The organism is Cupriavidus sp. GW822-FHT02D05, assembly GCF_058802485.1.
Genome location: NZ_JBXAOE010000076.1, coordinates 1 through 1,789, shown reverse-complemented (window position 1 = coordinate 1,789; position 1,789 = coordinate 1). Strand labels below are relative to the sequence as shown.

At 67.7% G+C, this 1,789-nt stretch carries 1 protein-coding gene; it reads left to right on the top strand.

What is annotated here, in order from left to right; genetic code table 11:
- Nucleotides 1-1,787 (top strand): sulfoacetaldehyde acetyltransferase (gene xsc / locus AC1RQK_RS40395; RefSeq protein WP_492815253.1); only part of this gene is annotated, 1,787 nt, incomplete at its 5' end.
- Nucleotides 1,788-1,789 lie beyond the last annotated feature (2 nt).

Sequence of the window (1,789 nt, the reverse complement as noted above, 5' to 3'; positions counted from 1 at the left end):
CCACCACCGGCCCGCAGGAGATGACCCCGTCGGAAGCCTTTGTCGAGACCCTGGCCGCCAATGGCGTCACCGACATGTTCGGCATCATGGGCTCGGCCTTCATGGACGCCATGGACATCTTCGCCCCCGCCGGCATCCGCCTGATCCCCGTCGTGCACGAGCAAGGCGCTGGCCACATGGCCGACGGCTACGCCCGCGTCTCGGGCCGCCACGGCGTCGTCATCGGACAGAACGGCCCCGGCATCAGCAACTGCGTGACCGCCATCGCCGCCGCTTACTGGGCACATAGCCCGGTGGTCATCGTCACCCCGGAGGCCGGCACCATGGGCATTGGCCTGGGCGGCTTCCAGGAAGCCAAGCAACTGCCCATGTTCCAGGAGTTCACCAAGTACCAGGGACACGTCACCCACCCCGCGCGCATGGCCGAGTACACCGGCCGCTGCTTCGACCGCGCCATGGCCGAGATGGGACCGACCCAGCTCAATATCCCCCGCGACTACTTCTACGGCCAGATCAAGGCCGAGATCCCCCAGCCCCAGCGCCTGGACCGCGGCCCCGGCGGCGACCAGCGCCTGAATGAAGCCGCCGAGCTGATCGCCAAGGCCAGGTTCCCCGTCATCATCTCCGGCGGCGGCGTGGTCATGGCCGATGCCATCGACGAATGCCAGGCGCTGGCCGAGCGGCTGGGCGCCCCGGTGGTCAACAGCTACCTGCACAACGACTCCTTCCCCGCCAGCCACCCGCTGTGGTGCGGCCCGCTGGGCTACCAGGGCTCCAAGGCGGCCATGAAGCTGCTCGCCCGCGCCGATGTCGTCATCGCCCTCGGCTCGCGCCTCGGACCCTTCGGCACCCTGCCCCAGCACGGCATGGACTACTGGCCCAAGCACGCCAAGATCATCCAGATCGATGCCGACCACAAGATGCTCGGCCTGGTCAAGAAGATCTCGGTGGGCATCTGCGGCGATGCCAAGGCCGCAGCCGTGGCACTGACCGAGCGCCTGGCCGGCCGCACGCTGGCCTGCGACGCCTCCCGCGAAGACCGCGCCGGACAGATCGCCGCCGAGAAGGCCGCCTGGGAGAAAGAACTCGACGAGTGGACCCACGAGCGCGACCCCTACAGCCTGGACATGATCGACGAGCAGAAGCACGAGCGCACGCCCACCGGCGGACACTACCTGCATCCGCGCCAGGTCCTGCGCGAGCTGGAGAAGGCCATGCCCGAAGACGTGATGGTCTCCACCGACATCGGCAACATCAACTCGGTGGCCAACAGCTACCTGCGCTTCAACAAGCCGCGCAGCTTCTTTGCCGCCATGAGCTGGGGCAACTGCGGCTATGCCTTCCCCACCATCATGGGCGCCAAGGTGGCCGCACCCCACCGCCCGGCCGTGTCCTACGCCGGCGACGGCGCCTGGGGCATGAGCCTGATGGAGACCATGACCGCCGTGCGCCACAACATCCCGGTGACGGCCGTGGTGTTCCACAACCGCCAGTGGGGCGCGGAGAAGAAAAACCAGGTGGACTTCTACAACCGCCGCTTTGTCGCCGGCGAGCTGGACAACCAGAGCTTCGCCGAGATCGCCCGCGCCATGGGCGCCGAGGGCATCGTGGTGGACAAGCTGGAAGACGTCGGCCCGGCGCTCAAGCGCGCCATCGACCTGCAGATGCACCACGGCAAGACCACCATCATCGAGATCATGTGCACCCGTGAGCTCGGCGACCCGTTCCGCCGCGACGCGCTGGCCAAGCCCGTGCGCATGCTCGACAAGTACAAGGACTACGTTTGAGC